The 17229-nt window shown below is 69.3% G+C and carries 27 protein-coding genes; 26 read left to right on the top strand and 1 reads right to left on the bottom strand.

Going from position 1 to position 17229, the window contains the following annotated elements; genetic code table 11:
• The first annotated feature begins 19 nt into the window (after positions 1–19).
• The 25 genes from rplB (at position 20) to ASG83_RS03445 (ending at position 14225) form a co-directional block, all read left to right on the top strand.
• The gene (gene rplB / locus ASG83_RS03565; protein WP_055857235.1) at positions 20–856 is read left to right on the top strand and encodes a 50S ribosomal protein L2; all 837 of its coding nucleotides are present in this window, start codon (positions 20–22) and stop codon (positions 854–856) included.
• A gap of 15 nt (positions 857–871) precedes the next feature.
• Complete coding sequence (gene rpsS / locus ASG83_RS03560) at positions 872–1153, top strand: 30S ribosomal protein S19 (RefSeq protein ID WP_055857232.1); 282 nt, start codon at positions 872–874, stop codon at positions 1151–1153.
• A gap of 27 nt (positions 1154–1180) precedes the next feature.
• Positions 1181–1579, top strand: a complete 399-nt coding sequence (rplV, locus tag ASG83_RS03555; RefSeq protein ID WP_055857231.1) for a 50S ribosomal protein L22 — start codon at positions 1181–1183, stop codon at positions 1577–1579.
• A gap of 2 nt (positions 1580–1581) precedes the next feature.
• Positions 1582–2355 (top strand): 30S ribosomal protein S3, encoded by a 774-nt coding sequence (rpsC, locus tag ASG83_RS03550; RefSeq protein ID WP_055857226.1) that lies wholly within the window; start codon positions 1582–1584, stop codon positions 2353–2355.
• A gap of 5 nt (positions 2356–2360) precedes the next feature.
• On the top strand, positions 2361–2780 hold the full coding sequence (gene rplP / locus ASG83_RS03545; RefSeq protein ID WP_055857223.1) for a 50S ribosomal protein L16: 420 nt from the start codon (positions 2361–2363) through the stop codon (positions 2778–2780).
• The gene (gene rpmC, locus ASG83_RS13085; RefSeq protein ID WP_055857220.1) at positions 2780–3100 is read left to right on the top strand and encodes a 50S ribosomal protein L29; all 321 of its coding nucleotides are present in this window, start codon (positions 2780–2782) and stop codon (positions 3098–3100) included. Before rplP ends, rpmC begins: the two co-directional genes overlap by 1 nt.
• Positions 3100–3417 carry a 30S ribosomal protein S17 gene (gene rpsQ / locus ASG83_RS03535; RefSeq protein ID WP_055857216.1) on the top strand — a complete coding sequence of 106 codons (318 nt, stop codon included), beginning with the start codon at positions 3100–3102 and terminating at the stop codon, positions 3415–3417. Before rpmC ends, rpsQ begins: the two co-directional genes overlap by 1 nt.
• 33 nt (positions 3418–3450) lie before the next feature.
• Positions 3451–3819 carry a 50S ribosomal protein L14 gene (gene rplN / locus ASG83_RS03530; RefSeq protein ID WP_055857214.1) on the top strand — a complete coding sequence of 123 codons (369 nt, stop codon included), beginning with the start codon at positions 3451–3453 and terminating at the stop codon, positions 3817–3819.
• Between the two features lie 2 nt (positions 3820–3821).
• Entirely contained in the window at positions 3822–4181 is a 360-nt protein-coding gene (gene rplX / locus ASG83_RS03525) for a 50S ribosomal protein L24 (protein ID WP_055857211.1), read from the top strand.
• Positions 4181–4768, top strand: coding sequence for a 50S ribosomal protein L5 (rplE, locus tag ASG83_RS03520; RefSeq protein WP_055857208.1), 588 nt, complete (start codon positions 4181–4183; stop codon positions 4766–4768). Before rplX ends, rplE begins: the two co-directional genes overlap by 1 nt.
• A gap of 98 nt (positions 4769–4866) precedes the next feature.
• Complete coding sequence (gene rpsH, locus ASG83_RS03515) at positions 4867–5265, top strand: 30S ribosomal protein S8 (RefSeq protein ID WP_055857205.1); 399 nt, start codon at positions 4867–4869, stop codon at positions 5263–5265.
• Between the two features lie 6 nt (positions 5266–5271).
• Entirely contained in the window at positions 5272–5808 is a 537-nt protein-coding gene (gene rplF / locus ASG83_RS03510) for a 50S ribosomal protein L6 (RefSeq protein ID WP_055857203.1), read from the top strand.
• A gap of 2 nt (positions 5809–5810) precedes the next feature.
• Positions 5811–6182, top strand: coding sequence for a 50S ribosomal protein L18 (gene rplR, locus ASG83_RS03505; RefSeq protein WP_055857200.1), 372 nt, complete (start codon positions 5811–5813; stop codon positions 6180–6182).
• A gap of 38 nt (positions 6183–6220) precedes the next feature.
• On the top strand, positions 6221–6883 hold the full coding sequence (rpsE, locus tag ASG83_RS03500; RefSeq protein ID WP_235451423.1) for a 30S ribosomal protein S5: 663 nt from the start codon (positions 6221–6223) through the stop codon (positions 6881–6883).
• Positions 6883–7068, top strand: coding sequence for a 50S ribosomal protein L30 (gene rpmD / locus ASG83_RS03495; protein WP_055859200.1), 186 nt, complete (start codon positions 6883–6885; stop codon positions 7066–7068). Before rpsE ends, rpmD begins: the two co-directional genes overlap by 1 nt.
• Positions 7069–7238: 170 nt before the next feature.
• On the top strand, positions 7239–7731 hold a 493-nt coding region (rplO, locus tag ASG83_RS12380), incomplete at its 5' end, for a 50S ribosomal protein L15 (RefSeq protein ID WP_369813375.1).
• A 108-nt stretch (positions 7732–7839) separates the two neighbouring features.
• Positions 7840–9165 (top strand): preprotein translocase subunit SecY, encoded by a 1326-nt coding sequence (gene secY, locus ASG83_RS03485; protein ID WP_055857196.1) that lies wholly within the window; start codon positions 7840–7842, stop codon positions 9163–9165.
• Positions 9162–9752, top strand: a complete 591-nt coding sequence (locus ASG83_RS03480) for an adenylate kinase (protein ID WP_082599054.1) — start codon at positions 9162–9164, stop codon at positions 9750–9752. Before secY ends, ASG83_RS03480 begins: the two co-directional genes overlap by 4 nt.
• A 174-nt stretch (positions 9753–9926) precedes the next feature.
• Positions 9927–10148 (top strand): translation initiation factor IF-1, encoded by a 222-nt coding sequence (infA, locus tag ASG83_RS03475; protein ID WP_055857193.1) that lies wholly within the window; start codon positions 9927–9929, stop codon positions 10146–10148.
• 75 nt (positions 10149–10223) lie between these two features.
• Positions 10224–10337: a 50S ribosomal protein L36 gene (gene rpmJ, locus ASG83_RS03470; RefSeq protein WP_047561540.1), complete on the top strand. Its 114-nt coding sequence runs from the start codon at positions 10224–10226 to the stop codon at positions 10335–10337.
• A gap of 197 nt (positions 10338–10534) precedes the next feature.
• Positions 10535–10915: a 30S ribosomal protein S13 gene (rpsM, locus tag ASG83_RS03465; RefSeq protein WP_055857191.1), complete on the top strand. Its 381-nt coding sequence runs from the start codon at positions 10535–10537 to the stop codon at positions 10913–10915.
• Positions 10916–10972: 57 nt separating this feature from the next.
• The gene (rpsK, locus tag ASG83_RS03460) at positions 10973–11371 is read left to right on the top strand and encodes a 30S ribosomal protein S11 (RefSeq protein ID WP_055857188.1); all 399 of its coding nucleotides are present in this window, start codon (positions 10973–10975) and stop codon (positions 11369–11371) included.
• A 175-nt stretch (positions 11372–11546) separates the two neighbouring features.
• Positions 11547–12536 (top strand): DNA-directed RNA polymerase subunit alpha, encoded by a 990-nt coding sequence (locus ASG83_RS03455; RefSeq protein ID WP_055857186.1) that lies wholly within the window; start codon positions 11547–11549, stop codon positions 12534–12536.
• Positions 12537–12590: 54 nt separating this feature from the next.
• Positions 12591–13127 (top strand): 50S ribosomal protein L17, encoded by a 537-nt coding sequence (gene rplQ, locus ASG83_RS03450; RefSeq protein WP_055857183.1) that lies wholly within the window; start codon positions 12591–12593, stop codon positions 13125–13127.
• A 63-nt stretch (positions 13128–13190) separates the two neighbouring features.
• Positions 13191–14225, top strand: a complete 1035-nt coding sequence (locus ASG83_RS03445; protein ID WP_055857179.1) for an N-acetyltransferase — start codon at positions 13191–13193, stop codon at positions 14223–14225.
• Between the two features lie 33 nt (positions 14226–14258).
• Here the strand turns inward: ASG83_RS03445 and ASG83_RS03440 are convergent, their stop codons facing one another.
• The gene (locus ASG83_RS03440; RefSeq protein WP_055857176.1) at positions 14259–16127 is read right to left on the bottom strand and encodes an acyltransferase family protein; all 1869 of its coding nucleotides are present in this window, start codon (positions 16125–16127) and stop codon (positions 14259–14261) included.
• 65 nt (positions 16128–16192) lie between these two features.
• On the opposite strand from ASG83_RS03440, the gene ASG83_RS03435 reads away from it, so the two are divergent.
• Positions 16193–17107: a tRNA pseudouridine(38-40) synthase TruA gene (locus ASG83_RS03435; RefSeq protein WP_235460011.1), complete on the top strand. Its 915-nt coding sequence runs from the start codon at positions 16193–16195 to the stop codon at positions 17105–17107.
• The last annotated feature ends 122 nt before the right edge of the window (positions 17108–17229 follow it).

Genomic DNA, 17229 nt, shown 5'->3' with positions numbered 1-17229 from the left:
CAACGGAGACTACAGAACAATGGCTATTCGCAAGTACAAGCCCACGACCCCGGGTCGTCGCGGCTCGTCGGTCGCCGACTTCGCCGAGATCACCCGATCGACGCCCGAGAAGTCGCTGCTGAAGCCGCTGCCGAAGACCGGTGGCCGCAACAACACCGGTCGCATCACGACCCGCCACATCGGTGGTGGCCACAAGCGCCAGTACCGCATGATCGACTTCCGTCGCAACGACAAGGACGGCGTGAACGCGAAGGTCGCGCACATCGAGTACGACCCGAACCGCACGGCGCGCATCGCGCTCCTGCACTACGTGGACGGCACGAAGCGCTACATCCTCGCGCCGAACAAGCTGTCGCAGGGCGACATCGTCGAGTCGGGCGCTTCCGCCGACATCAAGCCCGGCAACAACCTCCCGCTGCGCAACATCCCCGTGGGTACGGTCATCCACGCCATCGAGCTCCGCCCCGGCGGCGGCGCGAAGATGGCCCGCTCGGCCGGCGCCTCCGTGCGCCTCGTCGCGAAGGACGGCCCCTACGCCCAGCTGCGTCTCCCCTCGGGCGAGATCCGCAACGTGGATGCCCGCTGCCGCGCCACGATCGGCGAGGTCGGCAACGCCGAGCAGTCGAACATCAACTGGGGCAAGGCCGGCCGCAAGCGCTGGAAGGGCGTCCGCCCGACCGTCCGCGGTGTCGCGATGAACCCGATCGACCACCCCCACGGTGGTGGTGAGGGCAAGACCTCCGGTGGTCGCCACCCGGTCAGCCCCTGGGGCAAGTCCGAGGGCCGCACCCGTCGCCCCAACAAGGAGAGCGACAAGCTCATCGTCCGTCGCCGCACCGTCGGTAAGAAGCGCTAGTAGGAGTCGAGAAACATGCCTCGCAGTCTCAAGAAGGGCCCGTTCGTCGACGACCACCTGCTTCGCAAGGTGTTCACGCAGAACGAGGCCAACACGAAGAACGTCATCAAGACCTGGTCGCGCCGGTCGATGATCGTCCCCGCCATGCTCGGGCACACGATCGCCGTGCACGACGGTCGCAAGCACATCCCCGTGTTCGTGACCGAGACCATGGTCGGGCACAAGCTCGGCGAGTTCGCGCCCACCCGCACCTTCCGCGGTCACGAGAAGGACGACAAGAAGGGTCGTCGCCGGTAACCCGGCGGCGTGAAGAGGAGTACAGACATGGTGGAGTCGATCGCCCGCGTGCGACACATCCGCGTGACGCCTCAGAAGGCTCGTCGCGTCGTCGACCTGATCCGCGGCAAGCAGGCCATGGAGGCCCTTGCCATCCTGAAGTTCGCGCCCCAGAGCGCGAGCGAGCCCGTCTACAAGCTCGTCGCGTCGGCCATGGCCAACGCTCGAGTGAAGGCGGACGCTGCCAACGCCTTCCTCGACGAGCAGGACCTCTACGTGGCCCGCGCGTTCGTCGACGAGGGCACCACGCTCAAGCGGTTCCAGCCGCGAGCGCAGGGCCGCGCGTTCCGCATCAACAAGCGCACCAGCCACATCACCGTCGTGCTCGCCACGCCGGATGAGGCCGCTGTCGCGGGCTCGGGCACGAAGAAGAAGGCGAGCAAGTAGTCATGGGTCAGAAAGTCAACCCGTACGGTTTCCGTCTCGGCATCACCACCGACCACGTGTCGCGGTGGTTCTCGGACAGCACCAAGCCCGGTCAGCGCTACGCCGACTACGTGGCCGAGGACGTCAAGATCCGGCGGATGCTCACCACGAGCCTCGACCGCGCCGGCGTCGCCCGCATCGAGATCGAGCGCACCCGTGACCGCGTCCGCGTGGACATCCACACGGCCCGCCCGGGCATCGTGATCGGTCGCCGCGGCGCCGAGGCCGAGCGCATCCGCGCCGACCTCGAGAAGCTCACCTCGAAGCAGATCCAGCTCAACATCCTCGAGGTCAAGAACCCCGAGGCCGAGGCTCAGCTCGTGGCGCAGGGCGTCGCCGAGCAGCTCAGCGCCCGCGTGGCCTTCCGCCGCGCGATGCGCAAGGGGCTGCAGGGCGCTCAGCGCGCCGGGGCCAAGGGCGTCCGCATCCAGGTCTCCGGCCGTCTCGGCGGCGCCGAGATGTCGCGCTCGGAGTTCTACCGCGAGGGCCGCGTGCCCCTGCACACGCTCCGCGCCAACATCGACTACGGCTTCTACGAGGCCAAGACCACCTTCGGTCGCATCGGTGTGAAGGTCTGGATCTACAAGGGCGACATCACCAACAAGGAACTCGCTCGCGAGCAGGCGTCTCAGAAGTCGTCGCGCCCCGAGCGTCGTGACTCGGACCGCGGTCCCCGTCGCGGCGGCGGCCGTCCGGCCGAAGCCTCGGCGCCCGTCGCGGCCGGAGCGGAAGGCTAGGAACAATGCTGATTCCCCGCAAGGTCAAGTACCGCAAGCAGCACCACCCCAAGCGGAGTGGGCACGCGACCGGTGGAACCGAGGTCTCGTTCGGCGAGTTCGGCATCCAGGCCATCACGCCCGCGTACGTCACGAACCGCCAGATCGAGTCGGCGCGTATCGCGATGACCCGTCACATCAAGCGTGGCGGCAAGGTCTGGATCAACATCTACCCCGACCGTCCGCTCACCAAGAAGCCCGCCGAGACCCGCATGGGTTCCGGTAAGGGCTCGCCGGAGTGGTGGGTCGCCAACGTCAAGCCGGGTCGCGTCCTCTTCGAGGTCGCGGGCGTCAACGAGCAGCTCGCTCGCGAGGCCATGACCCGTGCCATTCACAAGCTGCCCCTCAAGGCACGCATCATCAAGCGCGAGGAGGGCGACGCGTAATGGCGATCGGATCCAAGGAGCTCGCACCTGTCGAGCTCGACACCTTCGAAGACGAGCGACTCGTCGACGAGCTGAAGAAGGCCAAGGAAGAGCTGTTCAACCTGCGCTTCCAGGCCGCGACCGGCCAGCTGGAGAGCCACGGCCGCCTGCGCGCCGTGAAGCGCGACATCGCTCGCATCTACACGGTCATCCGCGAGCGCGAGCTGGGCATCCGTGCCACGCCCGCCCCGGTGGAGGCCCCGGCGAAGCCGGCCAAGAAGTCGGCGAAGAAGGCGGAGGCCGCTGAGGCTCCCGCTGCCGAGACGGAGGAGAAGAACTGATGGCTGCCGAGAAGAAGGCCGCTGCCGGCCACGAGTCGGCCGCGCACGACGTTCGCGACGAGAGCGCCCGCGGTTACCGCAAGGTGCGTCGCGGCTACGTGACCAGCGACAAGATGGAGAAGACCATCGTCGTCGAGGTCGAGGACCGCGTGAAGCACCCGCTGTACGGCAAGGTCATCCGCCGCACCTCGAAGGTCAAGGCGCACGACGAGCAGAACGGCGCCGGCATCGGCGACCTCGTGCTCATCGCCGAGACCCGCCCCCTGTCCGCCACGAAGCGCTGGCGCCTCGTCGAGATCCTCGAGAAGGCCAAGTAGGCCTTCGCCTGCTTGCCCTTATAGGAGAGAGAAATGCTTCAGCAGGAATCCCGGCTCAAGGTCGCCGACAACACCGGCGCCAAGGAGCTGCTCACGATCCGCGTGCTCGGTGGCTCCGGCCGCCGCTACGCGGGTCTCGGTGACGTCATCGTCGCCACCGTCAAGGACGCGATCCCCGGCGGCAACGTCAAGAAGGGCGACGTCGTCAAGGCGGTCATCGTCCGCACGCGCAAGCAGACCCGTCGTCCCGACGGCTCGTACATCAAGTTCGACGAGAACGCCGCCGTCATCCTGAAGAACGACGGGGACCCTCGCGGTACCCGCATCTTCGGACCGGTCGGTCGTGAGCTTCGCGACAAGAAGTTCATGAAGATCGTCTCGCTCGCCCCGGAGGTGCTGTAACCATGGCGAAGATCAAGAAGGGTGACCTCGTGCAGGTCATCAGCGGCGCCAAGCAGGATCGCGGCGGAGACCGCGGCAAGCAGGGTCGCGTCATCGAGGTGCTCGCCGAGAAGAACCGCGTGGTCGTCGAGGGCATCAACCTCGTCACCAAGCACGTTCGCGTCGGCCAGACGCAGCGCGGCACCAAGACCGGCGGCATCGAGACCCACGAGGCCCCGATCCACATCTCCAACGTGGCCGTCGTGGACCCCAAGACCAAGAAGCCCACGCGCGTCGGTCACCGTGAGGAGACCGTCGAGAAGAACGGCGTCAAGAAGACCGTGCGCGTGCGGTACGCCAAGAATTCAGGTGAGAAGCTCTAATGACGACGACCACTGCAGCGCAGGCTGGCCGAATCCAGCCGCGCCTGAAGCAGAAGTACCGCGCTGAGATCACCAAGGCGCTGACGGAGCAGTTCGGCTACGCCAACCCGCACCAGGTTCCCGGTCTCGTGAAGATCGTCGTGAACACCGGTGTCGGCGAGGCCGCGCGCGACAGCAAGGTCATCGACGGTGCGGTCAAGGACCTCACCGCGATCACCGGCCAGAAGCCGCAGGTCACCAAGGCCCGGAAGTCCATCGCGCAGTTCAAGCTGCGCGAGGGAATGCCGATCGGCGCCCACGTGACGCTGCGCGGCGACCGCGCCTGGGAGTTCCTGGACCGCCTGCTGTCGCTCGCGCTCCCGCGCATCCGCGACTTCCGCGGCCTGAGCGATCAGCAGTTCGACGGCAACGGCAACTACACCTTCGGTCTCCAGGAGCAGAGCGTGTTCCACGAGATCGACCAGGACAAGATCGACCGCGTCCGCGGCTTCGACATCACCATCGTGACGACGGCGAAGACGGATGACGAGGGTCGCGCCCTGCTGCGCGCGCTCGGCTTCCCCTTCAAGTCGGCCGACGCCTCCTAGACCGAGGCACTCCACACCGGCCCCTCTCGGGGCCCCGATCGGACAGGTCCGCGTTCGTGTAACGGGCGCGGAAACCGGACGAGAACAGGAACATCATCATGACGATGACAGATCCGGTCGCAGACCTGCTGACCAGACTGCGCAACGCCAACTCGGCCTTCCACGAGTCGGTCTCGCTGCCCAGCAGCAAGCTCAAGACCAACATCGCCGAGATCCTCAAGCGCGAGGGCTACATCTCCGACTGGGCCGTCGAGGACGCCCGCGTCGGCTCGACCCTCACGCTGTCGCTGAAGTACGGCCCGAACCGCGAGCGGTCGATCGTCGGCATCAAGCGCGTCTCCAAGCCCGGCCTCCGGGTGTATGCCAAGTCGACTGAGATCCCGCACGTCCTCGGCGGCCTCGGCGTGGCCATCCTGTCGACTTCCTCGGGTCTTCTCACCGACCGCGAGGCGATGCAGAAGGGCGTGGGTGGGGAAGTCCTCGCCTACGTGTGGTGATCTGAGATGTCGCGTATCGGACGCATGCCCATCGACATCCCCGGTGGTGTCACGGTCACGGTCGACGGCCAGGCCGTCTCCGTCAAGGGCCCCAAGGGCGAGCTCGCGCTCACCGTGGCGAGCCCCATCGAGGTCTCCGTCGAGGACAACCAGGTCGTCGTGACCCGTCCCGACGACGAGCGCGCCTCGCGCTCGCTCCACGGCCTCACCCGCACGCTCATCGCCAACAACATCGTCGGCGTGACCCAGGGCTACACCAAGGGCCTCGAGGTCGTCGGCACCGGTTACCGCGTGCAGGCCAAGGGCGAGAGCATCGAGTTCGCGCTCGGATTCTCGCACCCCGTCACCGTGACCCCGCCCGCCGGGATCACCTTCACGGTGGAGGGCAACAACAAGCTCACCGTCAGCGGCATCGACAAGCAGGCCGTCGGCGAGGTCGCAGCGAACATCCGCAAGATCCGCAAGCCCGAGCCGTACAAGGGCAAGGGTGTGCGGTACGCCGGCGAGATCGTGCGCCGCAAGGCCGGAAAGAGTGGTAAGTAATCATGGGTCTCGGAACTAGAGGCAAGAGCAAGACGGCCGCCAAGGGCCGCCGTCACGCCCGTCTTCGCAAGCGCATCGCCGGCACGCCCGAGCGTCCGCGCCTCGTCGTCACGCGATCGGCCCGTCACGTCTTCGTGCAGATCGTCGACGACACCAAGGGTCACACCGTGGCCAGCGCCTCCACCATGGAGGCCGACCTCCGCACGTTCGACGGCGACAAGACCGCCAAGGCGCGCAAGGTCGGCGAGCTGCTCGCCGAGCGGGCCAAGCAGGCCGGCGTCGAGGCGGTCGTCTTCGACCGCGGCGGCAACCGCTACGCCGGTCGCGTCGCCGCGATCGCCGATGGAGCGCGAGAGGCAGGGCTGAGCCTGTGAGCGAGGCAGACATCAACAACAGCGCGAAGGAGCAGACCGTGGCGGCAGAGGCCCCCGTGGAGACCGCCGCATCGTCGGAGCCGTCGACGGAGCCCCGCGAGGCCCGTCGTGGCAGCCGCGAGCGCAACCCGAACCGCGACCGCGGTGCGCGCGAGACCGAGAAGAGCCCCTTCCTCGAGCGCGTCGTGACGATCAACCGCGTGTCGAAGGTCGTCAAGGGCGGCCGTCGCTTCAGTTTCACGGCCCTCGTGGTCGTGGGTGACGGCAACGGGCTCGTCGGCGTCGGCTACGGCAAGGCGCGCGAGGTCCCGACCGCGATCTCGAAGGGCGTCGAGGAGGCGAAGAAGAACTTCTTCCGCGTCCCCCGCGTCGCCGCGACGATCCCGCACCCCGTCCAGGGCGAAGCGGCCGCCGGTGTGGTGCTCCTGCGCCCCGCCGCCGCCGGTACCGGTGTCATCGCCGGTGGTCCGGTGCGTGCCGTGCTCGAGTGCGCGGGCATCCACGACGTGCTGAGCAAGTCGCTCGGCTCGTCGAACACGATCAACATCGTGCACGCGACCGTCGAGGCGCTCAAGCAGCTCGAGGAGCCGCGAGCCGTCGCCGCCCGTCGTGGTCGCGACTTCGAGGACGTGGCCCCGGCCCGTCTCGTCCGCGCCGAGGCCCTCGCGGCCCAGGCCGCGGCCGGAAAGGCAGGTGCATGATGGCCTCGCGCCTGAAGGTGACCCAGATCAAGTCTGTTATCAGCGAGAAGCAGAACCAGCGCGACACCCTGCGCAGCCTGGGCCTCAAGCGGATCGGCGATGTCGTCGTCCGCGAGGACAGCCCGGCGAACCGCGGGTACGTTCGTGCGGTCGCACACCTCGTCAAGGTCGAGGAGATTGACTAATGGCTGAAGAGAAGAAGGCCGCCGCCGACAAGGCGCCGGCGAAGAAGGCGCCTGCCAAGGCCGCCGCTGAGAAGGCTCCCGCGAAGAAGGCTCCGGCGAAGGCCGTTGCCGACAAGCCGGCTGGTGAGAAGGCTCCCGCGAAGAAGGCTCCGGCGAAGGCCGTTGCCGANGGCTCCCGCGAAGAAGGCCCCGGCCAAGAAGGCGGAGTCGACCGAGGTCGCGCGCCCGCAGGTCCTCAAGGTCCACCACCTCCGCCCGGCCCCCGGTGCGAAGAAGGACAAGACCCGCGTGGGTCGCGGTGAGGGCTCGAAGGGCAAGACCGCCGGTCGTGGCACCAAGGGCACCAAGGCCCGCTACTCGGTGCGCCCCGGCTTCGAGGGCGGCAACCTCAACTTCGTGATGCGCGCGCCCAAGCTGCGCGGCTTCACGAACCCGTTCCGCGTCGAGTACCAGGTCGTGAACCTGGCGACGTTGGCCGAGCTGTACCCGAAGGGCGGCGACGTCACCATCGGCGACCTCGTGGCCAAGGGCGCCGTTCGCAAGAACGAGAAGGTCAAGGTTCTCGGCGATGGCGACATTGCGGTTAAGCTGAACGTGGCCGTCGACAAGGTCTCGCGCTCCGCGGAGCAGAAGATCGTCGCGGCCGGCGGTTCGATCAACTAGCCGCTCGGGCGGCCCCTCCGGGGGCCGCCCGGCTTCCGGCCCAACCGGGCCACAGCATCTCGAGCCGTCGTGCGCGAGATGCTCATGCTGTTTAGTACGGGAGGTCTCGTGTTCAGAGCTATCGGGCGGATCTTCCGCACGCCCGACCTCCGCCGGAAGATCGGTTTCACCCTCGGAATCGTCGCGCTCTTCCGTCTGGGTTCGTTCATCCCTGCGCCGTTCGTCGACTTCGAGAACGTCCAGATCTGCCTCCAGGGCAATGCCGACGCGACCGGGCTTTACCAGCTGGTCAACCTCTTCTCCGGCGGAGCGCTCCTGCAGCTCTCGATCTTCGCGCTGGGCATCATGCCGTACATCACGGCGTCGATCATCACGCAGCTGCTGCGCGTGGTCATCCCCCACTTCGACACCCTCTACAAGGAGGGTCAGGCCGGTCAGGCCAAGCTCACGCAGTACACGCGCTACCTCACGATCGCGCTCGCCGTGCTCCAGTCCACGACGCTCATCACGGTCGCCCGCGCGGGCGCGCTGTTCCCCACGACCTCCGGCGTCGCCGAGTGCAGCCAGCTCATCACCGACTCGAGCTGGTACGCCATCCTGCTCATGGTGATCACGATGACCGCCGGCACCGGCCTGATCATGTGGCTCGGCGAGCTCATCACCGAGCGCGGCATCGGCAACGGCATGTCGCTGCTGATCTTCACCTCGATCGCCGCCACGTTCCCCTCCGCGCTGTGGGCCATCGCCCAGGCGCAGGGCTTCGACATCTTCCTCCTCGTCCTCGCCCTCGGCCTCGTGGTCATGGCGGCCGTGGTCTTCGTCGAGCAGTCGCAGCGCCGCATCCCCGTTCAGTACGCCAAGCGCATGGTCGGTCGCCGCACCTACGGCGGGAACAATACCTACATCCCCATCAAGGTCAACATGGCGGGCGTCGTGCCCGTCATCTTCGCCTCCTCGCTGCTCTACCTGCCGGCGCTCGTCGCGCAGTTCAACCAGCCGCAGGCGGGCGAGACGGCGCCCGAGTGGGTCGTCTGGATCCAGAACAACCTGGTCTCCGGCGACAACCCGATCTACATGATCGTGTACTTCCTGCTCATCGTCGGGTTCACCTACTTCTACGTCGCGATCACCTTCAACCCCGAGGAGGTCGCCGACAACATGAAGAAGTACGGCGGCTTCATCCCCGGCATCCGCGCGGGCCGCCCGACGGCCGAGTACCTCGACTACGTGCTCACGCGCGTCACGCTGCCCGGGTCGCTCTACCTCGGCCTCATCGCGCTCATCCCGCTCATCGCCCTCGCCACGGTCAATGCAAACCAGAACTTCCCCTTCGGCGGTGCGAGCATCCTGATCATCGTCGGCGTGGGTCTGGAGACGGTGAAGCAGATCGACGCCCAGCTCCAGCAGCGTCACTACGAGGGGCTCCTGAAGTGAGCGCCCGCCTCCTCCTCATCGGCCCGCCCGGCGCAGGCAAGGGCACGCAGGCGGTCCGCCTCTCGGCGATGCTGCAGGTGCCCGCGATCTCGACCGGCGACATCTTCCGTGCGAACGTCCGCGACGAGACGCCGCTCGGCGTGAAGGCCAAGGCGTACATGGACGCCGGCGACAACGTCCCCGACTCCCTGACGAACGACCTCGTGCGCGATCGTCTCGAGCAGCCGGACTGCGCACCGGGCTTCCTGCTCGACGGGTACCCGCGCACTCTCGACCAGGTCGCGTACCTCGACTCCTTCCTCGCCGAGCACGACACGGCGATGGATGTCGTGGTCGAGCTGGTCGCCGACCCCGACGTCGTCGTCGAGCGGCTCCGCAAGCGGGCCATCGACCAGGGGCGCAGCGACGACGACGAGTCCGTCGTCCGTCACCGCCTCGAGGTGTACCGGGAGCAGACCGCGCCGCTCGTCGACGTCTACGAGGGTCGCGGGATGCTCGTGAAGGTCGACGGCATCGGCGAGATCGATGAGGTGACGGCCCGCATCGCCTCGGCTCTCGCCGAGCGCGGTGTCGTCGTCGCCGGCTGAGCGGCCGTCGAGTTGCCAGAGGGCGCCTTTACCACCTAAGCTAGACCCTTGGTGCTCATGGCACGCCTTCGGCGTGTCGACGTGGCGCGTCGCTTGTGCAGTCGACGCGGACTTCCACGGGTGCCGGTATGCGCACGACCAGCGAAATCCCCAACTTTTAGCGACGAAGAGGCTATGGCCAAAAAAGACGGTGTCATCGAAATCGAGGGCGCGGTGATCGAAGCTCTGCCCAACGCGATGTTCCGCGTTGAGCTGACCAACGGTCACAAGGTGCTCGCCCACATCTCGGGCAAGATGCGCCAGCACTACATCCGCATCCTCCCGGAGGACCGCGTGATCGTGGAGCTGAGCCCCTACGACCTGACCCGCGGCCGGATCGTCTACCGCTACAAGTAACGGATCTCGCTGCACAAGGAACGGCCCGGGACTCCACCCGGCGCACGAGGCCAGCGAACCCCCGAAGGAAGAACCATGAAGGTCAACCCCAGCGTCAAGCCCATCTGCGACAAGTGCAAGGTGATCCGCCGCCACGGCAACGTGATGGTCATCTGCGAGAACCCCCGCCACAAGCAGCGCCAAGGCTGACGCCTTGCCGCTGCTTGCGGCCAGCCCAGTGCTTATTGGCTGATATGAGCAAGCTCAGATCAGCGCCAGCGCCAGAGCTCATAACTGAATAGACGAACTGGCAGTTCCAGAAGCCGCGCACGCGGCGGACACCCCGGGCGGGAGGCGCGGGCACCGGAACTGCTCCACACCTCCCCGATTCATCCGAAGGAGCCGTCATGGCCCGTCTTGCCGGAGTCGACATCCCGCGCGATAAGCGCGTCGAGGTCGCCCTCACCTACATCTACGGCGTCGGTCGCACTCGCGCCGTCGAGACCCTCGTGGCCACGGGCATCGACCCGAACACGCGCGTCAAGGACCTCAGCGACGACCAGCTCGTCCAGCTCCGCGACCACATCGAAGGCACCTACAAGGTCGAGGGAGACCTCCGCCGCGAGGTCGCCGCCGACATCCGCCGCAAGGTCGAGATCGGCTCGTACGAGGGCATCCGCCACCGTCGCGGCCTGCCCGTGCGCGGTCAGCGCACCAAGACCAACGCTCGCACCCGCAAGGGCCCGAAGCGCACCGTCGCCGGCAAGAAGAAGGCCGGCCGCAAGTAGCCGACTGCCGGGCACGAGCTCGCCCGGCGCCACGAACTCACACGGAGAGAGAAAAACATGGCAGCACCCAAGTCGGCCGCTCGCAAGCCGCGCCGCAAGGAGAAGAAGAACATCGCCGTGGGCCAGGCCCACATCAAGTCGACGTTCAACAACACGATCGTCTCGATCACCGATCCCAGTGGGGCCGTCATCAGCTGGGCGTCGTCCGGCGGAGTCGGATTCAAGGGCTCGCGCAAGTCGACGCCGTTCGCCGCTCAGCTCGCCGCCGAGTCGGCGGCGCGCCAGGCGCAGGAGCACGGCATGAAGAAGGTCGACGTCTTCGTCAAGGGCCCCGGCTCGGGCCGCGAGACGGCGATCCGCTCTCTGCAGGCCGCCGGCCTCGAGGTGGGCTCGATCAGCGATGTGACGCCGCAGGCGCACAACGGCTGCCGTCCGCCCAAGCGCCGCCGCGTCTAACCGCGATTTCCGTCCCCGGTGACCGACCAAGGCTGAGCCTTGGTCGGCGCTGGGGTCGCGGCGATGCGCTGCATCGCCCTTAGCTCCACCGCGCATAACTCAACACACTCGACGAGCCAGCCACTCGTCGCAAACAAGTGTCATATGGCGGACACTTTGCCGAAAGGAATCCATAGTGCTCATCGCACAGCGTCCCACCCTCACCGAGGAGAGCGTCTCCGACTTCCGCTCGCGGTTCATCATCGAGCCGCTCGAGCCGGGCTTCGGCTACACCCTCGGCAACTCGCTTCGCCGCACTCTGCTCTCCTCGATTCCCGGAGCGGCCGTCACGAGCATCCGCATCGACGGCGTGCTGCACGAGTTCAGCACCATCCAGGGCGTGAAGGAGGATGTCACCGAGATCATCCTCAACATCAAGAACCTCGTCGTCTCGAGCGAGCACGACGAGCCCATCACGGCCTACCTCCGCAAGACCGGCTCGGGCGAGGTCACCGCGGCCGACATCTCGGCCCCCGCGGGCGTCGAGATCCACAACCCCGAGCTCGTCATCGCGACGCTCAACGACAACGCGAAGTTCGAGCTCGAGCTCACCATCGAGCGCGGCCGCGGCTACGTGTCGGCGACCCAGAACCGCAGCGAGTTCAGCGAGGCCGGCCAGATCCCCGTCGACTCGATCTACTCGCCCGTGCTCAAGGTCACCTACCGCGTCGAGGCGACGCGCGCCGGTGAGCGCACCGACTTCGACCGCCTCGTGGTCGACGTCGAGTCGAAGCCCGCGATCACCCCGCGCGACGCGATCGCGTCGGCCGGCCGCACGCTGGTCGAGCTGTTCGGTCTCGCTCGCGAGCTCAACACGCAGGCCGAGGGCATCGAGATCGGCCCCGCGCCGGTCGACGCCGTGCTCTCGACCGAGCTGTCGATGCCCATCGAGGACCTCGACCTCTCGGTCCGCAGCTACAACTGCCTCAAGCGCGAGGGCATCAACACGGTCAGCGAGCTCGTCGCCCTCTCGGAGACGCAGCTCATGAACATCCGCAACTTCGGGCAGAAGTCGGTCGACGAGGTCAAGGACAAGCTCGTCGAGATGGGCCTCTCGCTCAAGGACGCGGTTCCCGGATTCGACGGCGCCCACTACTACGGCGGCAACGAGGACGACTACATCTAAGGGCCCGTCGTCCCCGACAGCCCCGGCAGCACCTGACACTGGAGAACACTGATCATGCCTAAGCCCACCAAGGGTCCGCGCCTCGGCGGAGGCCCCGCCCACGAGCGCCTGCTCCTCGCGAACCTCGCCACGGCGCTGTTCACGCACAAGAGCATCACGACGACGGAGACGAAGGCCAAGCGCCTCCGCCCGCTCGCCGAGCGTCTCATCACCTTCGCGAAGCGCGGCGACCTCCACGCCCGCCGCCGCGTCATGACGATCATCCGCGACAAGAGCGCAGTGCACGAGCTCTTCACGCAGATCGCTCCGCTCGTCGCCGAGCGCGAGGGCGGCTACACCCGCATCACGAAGGTCGGCTACCGCAAGGGCGACAACGCCCCCATGGCGGTCATCGAGCTCGTCCTCGAGCCCGTGAACCCGAAGCCGAAGTCGGCGAAGAAGTCCGCCGCGAAGGAGGCGCCCGCCGCCCCCGTCGAGGAGCCCGCCGAGGACGTCGTCGAGGAGGCTCCTGAGGAGTCCGCCGAGTCGGAGGCCCCCGAGACCCAGGCCCCCGAGGCTGAGTCGACCGAGGGCGACGCCGAGTCCAAGTAGTCCCGTTCGCTCCCGGGCGAACGCAGGGCCCCGTCCGTTCGGACGGGGCCCTACTCTTTTGGCATGACCGAGGCCGAGCCCCTGCCGCCGCTCCGCGAGCGTGTCCCCGCACCGCTGGAGGTGCGCCTGCCCGACCCGATCGACGGCGTCACGTGGCGGCCCGCGACCATCGACGACGCGCCGGCCGTCACCGGGCTCCTGGAGGCCATGAGCCGCCGCGACCACCCGGAGTGGAGCGAGACGCTGGCGGAGGTCGTCGACGAGCTGAGCCACTCGTGGGTCGACCTTCCGCACGACAGCGTGCTGGGCCACGACGCCGGGGGCGCCCTCGTCGCGTGGGGCCTCGTCGTCGAGATGCCCGAGCCGGAGTCGCTGCTGCGGATCATCCTGCCGGGCGGCGTGCACCCCGAGCGGCGCGGCCGCGGGCTCGGGAGGCGACTGCTCGCCTGGCAGCGCGCGCGGGCCGAGCAGCGCCTGTCGCGCAGCGACAGCATCCTGCCGGCGTGGGTGCTGTCGTACGCGCCCGATCGCGCTCCCGAGCACGGGCGGCTTCTCGAGCGCTCCGGGTTCGAGCCGGCCCGCTGGTTCACGAGCCTCGTCGCGGTCCTCGAGGGCGCCGATCTGGAGAGGACCCTCCCCGAGGGCGTCCGCGTCGAGCCCATGAGCGCCGAGCTCTCGGAGCGCGTGCGCCTGGCGAAGAACGCGAGCTTCGCCGACCACTGGGGCAGCCAGCCGGCGACCGTCGAGGGCTGGACCTCGATGCTCGCGCTGCCGAGCGCGCGGCCCGAGCTCAGCCGCGTCGCGCTCGTCGGCGACGAGGTCGTCGGCTTCGTGCTCGCCGAGATCACGGAGGACGACTGGGAGCGCCAGGGCTTCACCGGCTGCTACATCGGCCTCGTCGGCACGGTGCGCGCGTGGAGGGGGCGCGGGCTCGCGAGCGCACTCCTGGCCGAGGTTATGCGCGCCGCGCGCGACGCGGGCCTCGAGCGCGTCGTGCTCGACGTCGATGCCGAGAACCCCACGGGCGCGCTCGGCGTGTACACGCGGCTCGGCTTCACGGCGACATCGCGGGATGTCTCCTACCGCATCGCCCGCTGACCGGCGGCCCCGCGGGCGGTCGCCCTCCGGCGCTCAGCGCTGGTCGAGCGGATCCGGCAGGTAGTCCGTCACGCGCGGCAGCGAGGCGAGCCGGGTGAGCGGCGCCGCGAGAGCCTCGGCGTAGACCTCGCCGCCGGTCGGCCCGGGGTGGATCTGGTCGCCGGCCAGCAGGTCGAGGCGCGGCTGGATGGCCGCCCGCCAGTCGCTCAGCTCGACCGCGCGGTAGCGCTCGGCGAACGCGGTCAGGGTGCTGTTGACGCCGTCCGTCCAGCTGCGCGGCGCCTGGGTCGTGACGAGCACGAGCTCGCGCTGCGGGCCGATGATGCTCCGCACCTCGTCGAGGGTCTCCGCCTCGATCGGCCCGTTGGTGCCGAGGGCGACGACGACGACGGGGCGCAGCTCGCCGCGCTCGGCGAGCCCGCGGAGGATCTCCGGAGCCTGCCGCATCTGCCGCGACACGGCGGCGTCGATCGCGATCCCGGGGAAGCGCTCCGTGAGCGCGGGGGCGGAGGCGAGCATGACGGAGTCGCCGATCGCGAGCACGTCCTCGCCGGGCGGCGTGCTCGGCGGAGGAGTGGGCGTCGTGGTGATGATCGGCTGCGGCGGCACCGACGCCGTGGGCGCGTCGGTCGGCGCCCGCAGCGCGGCCTCGCCTGCCGCGATGGCCGCCGCGGCGCTCGATGCGCCCGGGGAGCGCACGACGGCGGCGCCGGCGCCGACCGTCACCGCGAGTGCGACCCCGCCGGCGAGGGCGAGGCGCCCGACGTGCCGCTCGGGGCGCCGGAGGAGGCCGAGCCCGTTGCGACGCACGGGCTGCTCGAGCCAGCGGTACGAGGCCGCCGCGAGCGCGACGCTCGCGGCGAGGGCGACGGCCCCGAGCATCCACCCGCCGGTGCCCGCGCGCTCGACGGCCGGGAGCGCGGACCCCATCAGCACGATGATCGGCCAGTGCCACAGGTACAGGCCGTACGAGCGCTCGCCGATCCAGCGGGGCACGGGGGCGTCGAGCACCGCCGCGGCTCGCCCCTCCGGGTGGTCGAGGGCGACGAGCAGCACGACCGTGAGCGCGACGACGAGCGCCATCCCGCCGCGGTAGGCGAGCGCCGCGTCGATCGCGAGGGCGCTCGCTGCCAGCACGATGCCGATCGCGGCGGTGGCCGCGGCGGCATCGGCGACCCGGGCGGGGATGCGCGGCGTCCGCGCCCTCCCGCTCGACAGCGGCGTCCGCGCCATCGCGAGCGCCGCCCCCGCGAGCAGCCCCCCGCCGTGCGTGAGCGTCGAGTAGTACGCCGTCGACGCGGCAGCCGGATCCGCCGCCGGGTCGCCCGCGACGAGCGCCATGGCGAGGGCCGAGGCGACCGCGAGCGCGGCGACGGCGAGCGCGCGCGGGGCGCGCCGAGGGATGAGCAGCAGGGCCATGAGCGCGAGCGGCCAGAGCAGGTAGAACTGCTCCTCGACGGCGAGCGACCACGCGTGGCGCAGCAGCTCTGGGCTGGTCTGCTCGAGGTAGCTCGCCCCCTGGGCGATCGCGAGCCAGTTGCTGGAGAAGGTCGCGGCGCCGAGGATCTGCCAGCCGATGCCGACGAGCACGTCGCCGCCGATGAGGGCGGCGGCGGTGGCGGAGACGCCGACGACGAGCGCGAGGGCGGGCAGCAGACGTCGGGCGCGGCGGCGCCAGAAGCGGCCGAGGGCGATGCGGCCCGTGCGCTCGTGCTCGGCGAGCAGCAGCGCGGTGATGAGGTAGCCGCTCACGACGAGGAAGACGTCGACGCCGACGAACCCGCCCGGCGCGAGGCCCGGGAACAGGTGATAGCTGAGGACGAGCACGATCGCGAGGGCGCGGATCCCGTCGAGACCGGGGAGCCGCTCGCGCGCGCTCGACACGGCGGTGGAGGAGCTCATGTCCCCTCCAGGCTCGCCGGTCGAGGCCGCGCCGTCAAAACGGACGCGCCGTAGACTTGCCGCTCGTGACCTCCGAGTCGCTCGTGACACCCGAGCCCGCCGTGCGCCTGCGCCTCGACCTGGCGTACGACGGCGCCGCGTTCTCCGGCTGGAGCCGCCAGCCGGGGCTCCGCACCGTCCAGGGCGAGCTCGAGGCCGCGCTCGCGACGATCGTCGCTCGCGCGGTACCCGACCAGCCGACCCCGACGCTCACGGTCGCGGGCCGCACCGATGCGGGCGTGCACGCGACCGGTCAGGTCGCGCATCTCGACCTCTCGGCGGAGCAGTGGGGCGCGGTGAGCGCACGGCGCCGCTCGGCCGCCGACGAGCACGACCCGCAGTCCTCGCTCGTCCGACGCCTGAACGGCATCGCCGGGGCGGAGGGCGATCTCGTCGTCCACCGCGCCTCGATCGCCCCTGCCGGGTTCGATGCGCGCTTCTCGCCCGTCTGGCGCCGCTACGAGTACCGGCTCGCCGATGCCGTCGCGAGCCGCGACCCCCGCCGCCGCGGTCACACCCTCTGGTACCCGGCCGCTCTCGACGGCGGGGCGATGGATGCCGCGGCGCGCGCTCTCGAGGGACTCCACGACTTCGCGGCCTTCTGCCGACCGCGCGAGGGCGCCACGACGATCCGCACGCTCCTCGACTACACCTGGGCACGGGATGACGACGGCGTGCTCGTCGCCGCAGTGCGGGCCGACGCCTTCTGCCACTCGATGGTGCGCGCCCTCGTCGGGGCGGCCGTCGCGGTCGGGCTCGGCCGGCTCGACGCCGAGCGGCTCGTCGCGATCCGCGACGGCGCAGCACGAACGAGCGACTTCCCCGTGCTCGGCGCGAAGGGGCTGACGCTCATGGAGGTCGGCTACCCCGACGACGCGGCGCTGGCCGCGCGGGCCGAGCAGACGCGGGCGAAGCGCGAATTGACCGCAGAACCGCGGTGATCTAGGCTTGCCCCTTGGTGTCCGTCGCCGACGGTCATCCAGTTGAGCCCTCCACCGGGACGTTCCCGTGCGATCCGCACGAAACCACCCACCGGAGCGGGATTCACGAACACCTCGACAAG

Origin of the sequence: Yonghaparkia sp. Soil809 (assembly GCF_001429705.1) — a bacterium.
GTDB lineage: Bacteria > Actinomycetota > Actinomycetes > Actinomycetales > Microbacteriaceae > Microcella.
This window is presented reverse-complemented; position numbering and strand designations above follow the sequence as displayed.

What these genes read in the sequence shown, in the direction of transcription:
- rpmJ (WP_047561540.1), top strand. Translation starts at nt 10,224, where the DNA reads ATGAAGGTCAACCCCAGCGTCAAGCCCATCTGCGACAAGTGCAAGGTG.
- rplP (WP_055857223.1), top strand. Translation starts at nt 2,361, where the DNA reads ATGCTGATTCCCCGCAAGGTCAAGTACCGCAAGCAGCACCACCCCAAG.
- rplQ (WP_055857183.1), top strand. Translation starts at nt 12,591, where the DNA reads ATGCCTAAGCCCACCAAGGGTCCGCGCCTCGGCGGAGGCCCCGCCCAC.
- rplV (WP_055857231.1), top strand. Translation starts at nt 1,181, where the DNA reads ATGGTGGAGTCGATCGCCCGCGTGCGACACATCCGCGTGACGCCTCAG.
- rpsC (WP_055857226.1), top strand. Translation starts at nt 1,582, where the DNA reads ATGGGTCAGAAAGTCAACCCGTACGGTTTCCGTCTCGGCATCACCACC.
- rpsS (WP_055857232.1), top strand. Translation starts at nt 872, where the DNA reads ATGCCTCGCAGTCTCAAGAAGGGCCCGTTCGTCGACGACCACCTGCTT.
- rplN (WP_055857214.1), top strand. Translation starts at nt 3,451, where the DNA reads ATGCTTCAGCAGGAATCCCGGCTCAAGGTCGCCGACAACACCGGCGCC.
- ASG83_RS03445 (WP_055857179.1), top strand. Translation starts at nt 13,191, where the DNA reads ATGACCGAGGCCGAGCCCCTGCCGCCGCTCCGCGAGCGTGTCCCCGCA.
- rpsQ (WP_055857216.1), top strand. Translation starts at nt 3,100, where the DNA reads ATGGCTGCCGAGAAGAAGGCCGCTGCCGGCCACGAGTCGGCCGCGCAC.
- rpsH (WP_055857205.1), top strand. Translation starts at nt 4,867, where the DNA reads ATGACGATGACAGATCCGGTCGCAGACCTGCTGACCAGACTGCGCAAC.
- rplB (WP_055857235.1), top strand. Translation starts at nt 20, where the DNA reads ATGGCTATTCGCAAGTACAAGCCCACGACCCCGGGTCGTCGCGGCTCG.
- rpmD (WP_055859200.1), top strand. Translation starts at nt 6,883, where the DNA reads ATGGCCTCGCGCCTGAAGGTGACCCAGATCAAGTCTGTTATCAGCGAG.
- rpmC (WP_055857220.1), top strand. Translation starts at nt 2,780, where the DNA reads ATGGCGATCGGATCCAAGGAGCTCGCACCTGTCGAGCTCGACACCTTC.
- rplF (WP_055857203.1), top strand. Translation starts at nt 5,272, where the DNA reads ATGTCGCGTATCGGACGCATGCCCATCGACATCCCCGGTGGTGTCACG.
- infA (WP_055857193.1), top strand. Translation starts at nt 9,927, where the DNA reads ATGGCCAAAAAAGACGGTGTCATCGAAATCGAGGGCGCGGTGATCGAA.
- rpsM (WP_055857191.1), top strand. Translation starts at nt 10,535, where the DNA reads ATGGCCCGTCTTGCCGGAGTCGACATCCCGCGCGATAAGCGCGTCGAG.
- rplX (WP_055857211.1), top strand. Translation starts at nt 3,822, where the DNA reads ATGGCGAAGATCAAGAAGGGTGACCTCGTGCAGGTCATCAGCGGCGCC.
- rplR (WP_055857200.1), top strand. Translation starts at nt 5,811, where the DNA reads ATGGGTCTCGGAACTAGAGGCAAGAGCAAGACGGCCGCCAAGGGCCGC.
- ASG83_RS03440 (WP_055857176.1), bottom strand. Translation starts at nt 16,127, where the DNA reads ATGAGCTCCTCCACCGCCGTGTCGAGCGCGCGCGAGCGGCTCCCCGGT.
- rpsK (WP_055857188.1), top strand. Translation starts at nt 10,973, where the DNA reads ATGGCAGCACCCAAGTCGGCCGCTCGCAAGCCGCGCCGCAAGGAGAAG.
- rplE (WP_055857208.1), top strand. Translation starts at nt 4,181, where the DNA reads ATGACGACGACCACTGCAGCGCAGGCTGGCCGAATCCAGCCGCGCCTG.